At 63.6% G+C, this 8683-nt stretch carries 7 protein-coding genes and 1 pseudogene; 2 read left to right on the top strand and 6 right to left on the bottom strand.

The annotated features are described in order from the left end of the window. The 3 genes and pseudogenes from CMN27_RS06130 to CMN27_RS06120 all read right to left on the bottom strand — a co-directional run. Positions 1–216 (bottom strand): annotated as a pseudogene (locus tag CMN27_RS06130) (GNAT family N-acetyltransferase); the annotation flags it as partial. A 16-nt stretch (positions 217–232) separates the two neighbouring features. Then, positions 233–658 carry a VOC family protein gene (locus CMN27_RS06125; RefSeq protein WP_293624878.1) on the bottom strand — a complete coding sequence of 142 codons (426 nt, stop codon included), beginning with the start codon at positions 656–658 and terminating at the stop codon, positions 233–235. 66 nt (positions 659–724) lie between these two features. After that, positions 725–1951, bottom strand: a complete 1227-nt coding sequence (locus tag CMN27_RS06120; protein ID WP_293624876.1) for an Nramp family divalent metal transporter — start codon at positions 1949–1951, stop codon at positions 725–727. A gap of 175 nt (positions 1952–2126) precedes the next feature. Between CMN27_RS06120 and CMN27_RS06115 the strand changes: the two genes are divergently transcribed. Continuing rightward, positions 2127–3644 carry a Na+/H+ antiporter NhaC family protein gene (locus CMN27_RS06115; RefSeq protein ID WP_293624874.1) on the top strand — a complete coding sequence of 506 codons (1518 nt, stop codon included), beginning with the start codon at positions 2127–2129 and terminating at the stop codon, positions 3642–3644. An 18-nt stretch (positions 3645–3662) separates the two neighbouring features. Here the strand turns inward: CMN27_RS06115 and CMN27_RS06110 are convergent, their stop codons facing one another. After that, positions 3663–4286 carry a LysE family translocator gene (locus CMN27_RS06110; RefSeq protein WP_366515411.1) on the bottom strand — a complete coding sequence of 208 codons (624 nt, stop codon included), beginning with the start codon at positions 4284–4286 and terminating at the stop codon, positions 3663–3665. A gap of 198 nt (positions 4287–4484) precedes the next feature. Here CMN27_RS06110 and CMN27_RS06105 point away from each other — a divergent pair, with 198 nt between their 5' ends. Then, complete coding sequence (locus CMN27_RS06105) at positions 4485–5477, top strand: DUF2235 domain-containing protein (protein ID WP_293624870.1); 993 nt, start codon at positions 4485–4487, stop codon at positions 5475–5477. Positions 5478–5498: 21 nt separating this feature from the next. Here the strand turns inward: CMN27_RS06105 and metH are convergent, their stop codons facing one another. Both metH and CMN27_RS06095 read right to left on the bottom strand, forming a co-directional pair. Further along, positions 5499–8219, bottom strand: coding sequence for a methionine synthase (gene metH / locus CMN27_RS06100; protein WP_293624869.1), 2721 nt, complete (start codon positions 8217–8219; stop codon positions 5499–5501). Between the two features lie 62 nt (positions 8220–8281). Next, complete coding sequence (locus CMN27_RS06095; RefSeq protein ID WP_366515410.1) at positions 8282–8674, bottom strand: GxxExxY protein; 393 nt, start codon at positions 8672–8674, stop codon at positions 8282–8284. Between the last annotated feature and the right edge of the window lie 9 nt (positions 8675–8683).

Below are 8683 nucleotides of genomic sequence, written 5' to 3'. Positions count from 1 at the left end.
GCTGTAGAAACACACGGCGAAACCGATCGGCTCGCCGGCGTCTTCGCAGATGAAGGCGAAGGCCCGCGCGCCCTCGTCGAACAGCGACTGTTCGACCGTGGCCTCGGTTGCCACCACCTCGTCGAGCGCTTTTTCGTAGATCGCCAGCTCGCGTACGAAGCGTAGAATCACGGGTACGTCGGCGCGTTGGGCCGCGCGAATTCGTAGATCGGGCATGGGAGGAATATCCGGTCTACTTGGCGAACAGCTGGCTGCGATCGGCGAACGCCTTGAATTCCAGGGCGTTTTTACAGGGGTCGAGCAGGAACATCGTTGCCTGTTCGCCGGGCTGACCCTGAAAGCGGATATGCGGCTCGATCACGAAATCGGTGCCGCGTGCGCGCAGGCGATCGGCCAGCGCTTGCCATTCCTGCCATTCGAGCACGATGCCGAAATGCGGAATCGGCACGTCGTGGCCGTCCACCGGGTTGGTATGGGCGTTTTCCTGCGACGGCGTTTGCGGGTGTTCGTGAATGACCAGCTGATGGCCATAGAAATCGAAATCCACCCACTGATCGCTCGAGCGGCCTTCGCTCAGGCCGAAGGTTTCGCCATAGAAACGCCGGGCGGCGGGCAGGTCGTGCACCGGAATGGCCAGATGAAACGGGGAAAGCGCCATGGCAACGTCCTGAAAGAAAAAGCCTATCGCTCGATTGTGGCCAGACATATCGGCCACGACAACCCGCTAGCCGGGCACCACGCCGAAAACGCTCGCCAACGTATACAGTCCCAGGCCGGTGGCAACCGCGACCACGACCGCCCCCAGCAGATTGCCGATGCGCCCGTTGCGGTGTTCGCCGAGCAGGTCGCGACGGTTCATGACTATTAGCAAAAATATCGCGATCAGTGGCAGCAGGATGCCGTTGGCGGCCTGGGCGATCACGATCGCGCGCACCGGCTCGGTACCGAACCAGGCGAAGCCCATGCCGACAAGAATAATGCCGGCCCAGATGCCGCGAAAGCGATGGCTGGCCAGGTCCGGGCGTATTCCGAGTGCGCCCGTGACCGCATAAGCCGCGGCCAGCGGCGCGGTGACCGAACTGGTCATGCCGGCGGCGAACAGCCCGATCGCAAAGAACCACTGCGCGGCGGGTCCGAGCAGTGGTTCGAGCTGGGCGGCCATCTGGCCGGCGTCTTCGATCGGCGTCTGGCGGGTAAAGAACGCCGCGGCCGCGGTGATGACGATGGCCAGGGTGATCAGCCCGCCGAGTGCGATCGACAGGCCACTGTCCAGACGCGATTCGGCTAGTGCGCGCTCGGTGGCGACATCGCGGGGCCATTTGTCCTGTACCGCGGCCGAGTGCAGGAAGAAGTTGTAGGTGACCACCGTGGTACCGACCAGCGCGATCAGGGTCAGTAGCGAACCGTCCGGCACGCCGGGCGCGAACAGACCCGCGAGTACCGCGCCGATATCCGGGCGTACGATCACGGCGGTGAGCACAAACACCACGCTCATCGTCAGCACCAGCGCCACCAGCACCCGTTCGATGAGTTTGTAGCGCCCGGTGGCCAGCAGCGCCAGCGCTGCACTGCCCACAATCAGCGCCCAGACGCGGGTGGACAGGCCGGCCACGGTTTCCAGGCCGAGAGCGGCGCCGGTGATGTTGCCGGTTTCGAATGCGGCGGTACCGAAACCGATCGCCACCACCACGAGCGAAATCACCGCCCAGCGCAGCCACGGCGTATCGAAGCTCTGGCGTAATGCGGCGCCCAGGCTCAAACGGGCCACCAGCCCCAGCCTGGCGCTCATTTCCTGCAGCACAAGGGTGGCGAAGATGGAAAACACCAGCGCCCAGAGCAGCGCATAGCCGGTTTCGGCGCCGGCCACGCTGGCGGTCGTGACCGTGCCGGGGCCGATGAAGGCGGCCGCGACCAGCAGACCGGGGCCGAATTGCTTGAGGCGTTGCAGCATGGCGTGGGTGTGCTCAGACACGGCTGAAAAGACCTGTCATGGATTACAACACAGTCGCGCGGCCCGCGAACTCAGGCCGCCATGCCTTCACCATGCAGGCAAATCATGCCAATCTGAAAAGCACATTCTCGAGGGGGACGCCCGCGCGCAACGCCGCGCCGGGGCGGGCTATTGCATGGATCTGATCATTTCTCTCCCCCCGCCGCTGGCGGCGGTGCTGCTCGCGCTTGCCACACGGCGCGTCAACATGTCTTTGTTTCTGGCGATCTGGATCGGCGGCTGGTTCGTGGCCGGCAACCCGGTGGCCGCGGTGGGCCAGACCTTCGACTGGTTCGCCGAGGTGATGACCGACGAATGGAACGCGCGCTTTCTGGTGCTGGTTTCGCTGCTGGGGGCGGGTGCTGCGTTCATGTATCGCACCGGCGGCTCGCATGCGGTATCGCGCTGGCTGTCGCGGCGCATTTCCAGGGGGCGCACCGCGCAGCTGCTCACCTGGATGCTGGGTCTGGTGATCTTTTTCAACGACTACGTCAATTCCGTGATAGTGGGTAATGCCACCCGCGACCTGACCGGCGAACATCGTGTCTCTCGCGAAAAGCTGGCCTACCTGCTGGATTCCACCTCGGCGCCCATGGCCACCCTCGGTCCCGTTTCGGACTGGATCGGCTACCAGGTGTCGCTGATCGCGGCGGCGTTCACCGCCCTGAGCCTGACCACGGAAAAGCCCTACATGGCCTTTCTGCAGTCGATTCCGTGGAATTTCTATGCGCTGCTGTGCCTGGTCGCGGTGCCCACGATCGTGATTCTCGGTGACTTCGGGCCCATGCGTACGGCCGAGAAACGGGCCGAGGAGGACGGCGATCTGGTGGCCCCGGGCGATACGCCGCTATCGGCCATCGAGAACGATCTCGGCGAAGCGGATACCGACAACGGGCGGCTATACCACTTCCTGCTGCCGCTGGGCGTACTGCTCGGCGTGGCCTGCTGGGCGCTGTGGTATACCGGCGGCGGCGCCGAGGGCAAGCCGCTCATGGACGCGCTCGCCGATACCGACGTGGCCGTGTCGCTGTCCTGGGCGGCGTTCGCGATGGTCTGTACCGCGATGGGGCTGGCATTGCTGCAACGGCATACCCTCGAAGCCTGCGAACAAACTCTTTTGGCCGGTTTTCGTACCATGCTGCCGGCGCTGGTGATCATGGTGCTGGCCTGGACGATCGGCACGGTAACCGGCGCGCTGGAGACCGGCGAACACGTCATCGCAGCCACCCGCGATTGGCTGTCGCCGGGGCTGTTGCCGGTGCTCATCTTCGCCATCGCGATGGTGATCTCGTTCGCCACGGGCAGTTCCTGGGGCGCGATGGCGATTCTCACCCCGGTGGCGGTGCCGCTGGCCTACAACATCGGCGATATCACCCTCGTGCATATGGCCATCGGCGCCATTTTCTCCGGTTCCATCTTTGGCGATCACTGTTCGCCGATCTCGGATACCACGGTGATGTCGTCGATCTTTGCCGGCTCGGATCATATCGCCCATGTCCGCACCCAGATTCCCTATGCGCTGGTGCCGGCCGTGGTCGCCGCCGGGCTCTATCTGGCGTCGATGGCGGTGAGTTCGGCCTGGCTGCTGCTGGCCGCAGGGCTGGTCGTTCAGACTGTCGCAATCTGGTTGATCGCGCGTATGAGGCCGGGCTGATGAGGCTCGGCCGTGGCCTCAGTCCAGCGCCAGCCACACGCCGACAGCCATCATCAGGCTGCCCGCCACGCGATTGAGGCGGACCACATTGCGAGGCTCGCGCAGGAACGCGCTTACCGCGCGTCCACCGCCGGCATAGACCAGCAGCGAACAGAATTCGATGGTCAGAATGGCGCCCACCAGCACCACGAGCTGGGGCGCGAGCGCGTTGTCGCGGTCGAGAAACGGCGGCAGCAGGGCGATGAAGAAAGCCCAGCCCTTGGGGTTGGCCACGGCGGTCACGAACCCCTGGGTGATCAGGCCGGCCGGGCGTAACGGCTGGCCGTTGCGCTGGGCCGCCGGCAGCGCGGATTCGCCGCTGGCGCGCCACATCGAGATACCCAGATAGATCAGATAGGCGCCGCCGGCGAGCTTGAGTACCACGAACAGCGCGGGGTAGCGCAGCATGATCGTGGCGGCGCCGATCACCGCCAGGACCGCCACCAGGCCCACGCCCACCAGCTCGCCGATCATCATCCACAGGGTACGCCGGACGCCGATGGCCATGCCCAGACTCAGGCTCAGCATCATGCACATGCCGGGGGTGAGCGAAACCAGCATGAAGGTGGGCACGAACACGGAGAGTTTGGGCAGGTCGACCATCGCTGGGAGCCGTTGTCGTATCGAAGCCGGGCGCGCGGGGATACGGCGTTTGGGCGCGCCCGGCTGACGGCGCGCCATTCTAGCGCTCGATTGGCTGGCGTTCGACCGTGGGCATGGAGTCTAGGCACACATCCGGATTGCAGCGGACAGTAATCGCTGTGACCGTGGCAGTCCTATTTCCCCTCGGGCGATCGCCCCATGGCCAAGAACATTGTCGTCTGCTGCGACGGCACCAACAGCCAGTTCGCCAGCTCGAACACCAACGTCGTCCATCTCTACAACGCGCTCGTCGACGGCGCGGACCAGCGTGTGTTCTACGAACCCGGCGTGGGCACCTTCGGCGCACGCTTTTTCGGCGTGAACGTCGGCGAAACGATCGGCAAAGGGCTGGGTGCGGCCTTCGGGTATGGCATTACCCAGAACCTGGTGCGTTCCTACCGCTTTCTTATCGACAACTACGCCAACGGCGACCGCGTGTTCCTGTTCGGCTTCAGCCGCGGCGCCTTCGCCGCCCGCTCGCTGGCGGCCCTGATCGATCAGGTGGGCATACTCGAGCCGAGCGAACACGATCGCGCCGAACAAACCGTCAAGGCCTGGCTTGACGGCGATACGTCGGCCGTCGAGCGCTATCAGCAGCCGCTGACCCGCTGTGCGCCGCATTTCGTGGGTGTCTGGGAAACGGTGGGTGCGCTGGGCGTGCTGATCCGCCTGCGCCGTTTTCACGACAACAAGCTCAGCCCCGGCGTGTGCCATGCGGTGCATGGGCTGGCCATCGACGAAAAACGACGCAAGTTCGAGCCCACGCCCTGGGACGAAAGCGCGCTCAAGCCAGGCCAGAATGCGCGCCAGCTCTGGTTTGCCGGCGTGCATGGCGATGTGGGCGGCGGCTACGACGAACGCGGCCTGGCCGATATCACCCTGGGCTGGATGCTCGAACAGGCCCAGGCTCAGGGGCTGGTTCTCGAACCGGACGCCTTCGATCGGCTACCGGGCGACCCGGCCGGCGAACTACATCACTCCTACGACGGCCTCTGGCGGGTGCTGGGCCGCTACGTGCGCCGGCCCGGCCGCGACGATGCCTTCCATCCCTCGGTGGGCGAACGCCTGCGCCGGGTGGACGACTACGCCCCGGACAATCTGCCTGCCGAGCTGCGCAGTCGCCTTGCCGAAGAGGCAGCCGACGATCGCTAGCCGGGCGATCGGGCGGCGGCTCTAGTCGTCGCCGCCGCCCGGCTCGTAGCCGAGGTTGGGCCCGATCCATTTTTCGGCGGTGGCGATATCCCAGCCCTTGCGCGCCGCGTAGTCCTTGACCTGATCCTTGGCCACGCGGCCGACCACGAAGTAGCGCGATTCCGGATGGCTGAAATACCAGCCGGATACGGCCGCCCCCGGCCACATCGCTCGCGATTCGGTCAGCTCGATGCCGGTGCGTGCCTCGACGTCGAGCATGTTCCAGAGCGTGTCCTTCTCGGTATGTTCCGGGCAGGCCGGGTAGCCCGGCGCCGGGCGGATCCCGTGGTACTTCTCGCCGATGAGTTCGTCGTTGGAGAGCGATTCGTCGGCGGAATGGCCCCAGATTTCGGTACGCACGAACTTGTGCAGCCATTCGGCAAAGGATTCGGCCAGCCGATCCGCCAGCGCCTCCACCAGAATGGCGTTGTAGTCGTCGTTCTGGGCCTTGAAGCGCTGCACGATCTCGGTCGAACCCAGCCCGGCGGTGACCGCGAACGCCCCCACCCAGTCGGGTTTGCCCGCGTCTTTCGGGGCGATGAAATCGGCCAGCGAACGGTTGGGCACGCCTTCGCGGTGCTCGGTCTGCTGGCGCAGGTTGTGCAGTACGTGCACGGTTTGGCTGCGGTCGTCGCTTAACACGTGGATATCGTCGTCCACGCGGTGGGCAGGGAAGATGCCGGCCACGGCCTTGGCCGTAAGCCATTTCTCATCGACGATACGCTTGAGCATGGCCTGGGCCTCGTCGAAGAGCTTGCGTGCTTCCGGGCCCTTGTGCGGGTCGTTGAGGATGTCGGGATAACGGCCGCGCATCTCCCACGACAGGAAGAACGGCGTCCAGTCGATCGTGTCCACGAGTTTTTCCAGCGGAAAATCGTCGAACACATACACGCCGGATTCGTCGCTGGAATCGCCGGTGATATACGGCGGCGCTTCGCGCAGGGCGTATTCGGTGGTTTCGGGCAGCGCCGGGCGCGGCGGGGTGTAGTTGTCCCAGTCCAGGGCGACCGCGTTCGCACGGGCGTCGGCCAGGGTGAGGAACTTGTCCTTGCGCTTGTTGGCGTGGCGTTCGCGCAGCTTGTCGTAGTCGTCCTTGAGTTCGGCGACGAGCTTTTCGCGGGCATCGTTGCTGACCATGCGCGAGGCCACCGGCACGGAACGACTGGCGTCCTTCACCCACATCACCGCCCCGTCGTAGACCGGGTCGATCTTGACCGCGGTATGGGCACGCGAGGTGGTCGCGCCGCCGATGAGCAGCGGCGTGTTCATGCCACGGCGCTGCATTTCGGCAGCCACGTTGACCATTTCATCGAGCGAGGGCGTGATCAGTCCCGACAGGCCGATGACGTGGGCGTTGTGCTTTTCAGCGGCGTCGAGGATGTCGTTCATCGGCACCATCACGCCGAGGTCGATCACCTCGAAGTTGTTGCACTGGAGCACCACGCCGACGATGTTCTTGCCGATGTCGTGCACGTCGCCCTTCACGGTCGCCATGATGATGGTGCCGTTGTTGGAGCCCTTGTCGGCCTCTTCCTTTTCTTCCTCGATGAAGGGCAGCAGATAGGCCACCGCCTTTTTCATCACGCGCGCGGATTTCACCACCTGCGGCAAGAACATCTTGCCGGCGCCGAACAGATCACCCACTACGTTCATGCCGTCCATGAGCGGGCCTTCGATCACCTCCAGCGGCTTGTCGGCCTTCTGGCGTGCCTCTTCGGTGTCGGCTTCGACATAGGAGTCGATACCCTTGACCAGCGCATGCTCGAGGCGCTTGGTCACCTCGAATTCGCGCCAGGCCAGATCTTCCTTCGAATCCTTCTTCTTGCCCTTGCCCTTGTACTCTTCGGCCAGGTCCAGCAGGCGTTCGGTGGCATCGTCGCGCCGGTTGAGAACGACGTCCTCGCAGGCTTCGCGCAGTTTTTCCGGAATGTCGTCATAGACTTCCAGCTGGCCGGCGTTGACGATGGCCATATCCAGCCCGGCCGGGATCGCGTGGTAGAGAAACACGGAATGCATGGCCTGGCGCACGGTTTCGTTGCCGCGAAACGAAAACGACACGTTCGACAGCCCGCCCGACACATGACAGCCCGGGCAGGATTCACGCACGCGCTTGGTGGCGTTGATGAAGTCCACCGCGTAGTTGTTGTGTTCTTCGATGCCGGTGGCAATGGCAAAGATGTTGAGGTCGAAGATGATGTCTTCGGGCGGGAAGTCGAGTTTGTCGACCAGCAGCTTATAGGCGCGCTCGGCGATCTCGACCTTGCGATCCTCGGTATCGGCCTGGCCGGCTTCGTCGAAGGCCATGACCACCACGGCCGCACCGTAGTCGAGACAGGCCTGGGCCTGTTCCAGAAACTTGTCTTCGCCTTCCTTGAGCGAGATGGAGTTCACCATCCCCTTGCCCTGGATGCATTTCAGCCCGGCCTCGATGACCTCCCATTTCGAGGAGTCCACCATCACCGGCACCTTGGCAATATCCGGCTCGCCGGCGATCAGGTTCAGGAACTTGCGCATGGCCTCGACCGAGTCGAGCATGCCCTCGTCCATGTTGATATCGATGATCTGGGCGCCGTTCTCGACCTGCTCGCGGGCCACCGACAGCGCGGTGTCGTAATCCTCTTCCTTGATCAGGCGCTTGAAACGGGCACTACCGGTAACGTTCGTGCGCTCGCCGATGTTGATGAAGTTGATTGCTGAGGTCATAAGAAAGGTTTATCCACAGATTACGCAGATTGCACGGATTTCAAGGTGCGGGCTCAAGAGCTTTACCAAGCCAGGCGCTTGTACTGCAGGCTGCGCTGGCCGAAGTTGATCAATAAGCCACGAGATAGGCCCGACGCTTTCAAATAGTTAAGCAGCTGCGATTGTTCCGTACCGGAAAGCTGCTGCAGCGCTTTGGTTTCCACTATGATTTCATTAAAACAGATGAAGTCGGCACGAAACTGAGTGAGTAGCTCGCGATCCTTGTAGCGAATCGCAAGGGGCTGTTCGCGCGCGAACGGTACGGCGCGCTCTTCGAATTCCCATGCCAGCGCTTCCTGATAAACGGTTTCTAGAAATCCGTTTCCCAGTTGGCGATGCACCTCCATGGCGGCGCCGATAATCGCGTAGGTTTGCGGGTCTCGTTCGTCCACCGGGGTTAATCTGTGTAAATCTATGAAATCTGT

The organism is Salinisphaera sp. (genome assembly GCF_002729955.1).
Taxonomy (GTDB): Bacteria; Pseudomonadota; Gammaproteobacteria; order Nevskiales; family Salinisphaeraceae; genus Salinisphaera.
Note: the sequence above shows the minus strand (reverse complement) of the source record. Positions and strands in the feature narration are given on the sequence as shown.